The 251-nt window shown below is 49.8% G+C and carries 1 protein-coding gene; it reads left to right on the top strand.

Going from position 1 to position 251, the window contains the following annotated elements:
- Window positions 1-251: hypothetical protein (locus N8N51_RS10385; protein ID WP_261104147.1), on the top strand; the 251-nt coding region annotated here is incomplete at both ends.

The following is a 251-nucleotide window of genomic DNA, read 5'->3' as shown; positions in this document are numbered from 1 at the left end:
TCAGCAAGTCAATCGGCATCTGAGTCAGCATCAACAAGTGCGTCGACATCAGCAAGTCAATCGGCATCTGAGTCAGCTTCAACAAGTGCTTCAACGAGCGCAAGTCAATCAGCATCTGAGTCCGCATCGACAAGTGCATCGACATCAGCAAGTCAATCGGCATCTGAATCAGCTTCAACAAGTGCGTCAACAAGCGCAAGTCAATCGGCATCTGAGTCAGCATCAACAAGCGCGTCGACATCAGCAAGTCA

The sequence above is a fragment of the Streptococcus mitis genome (assembly GCF_946188685.1).
Lineage (GTDB): Bacteria > Bacillota > Bacilli > Lactobacillales > Streptococcaceae > Streptococcus > Streptococcus mitis_CC.
Note: the sequence above shows the minus strand (reverse complement) of the source record. Positions and strands in the feature narration are given on the sequence as shown.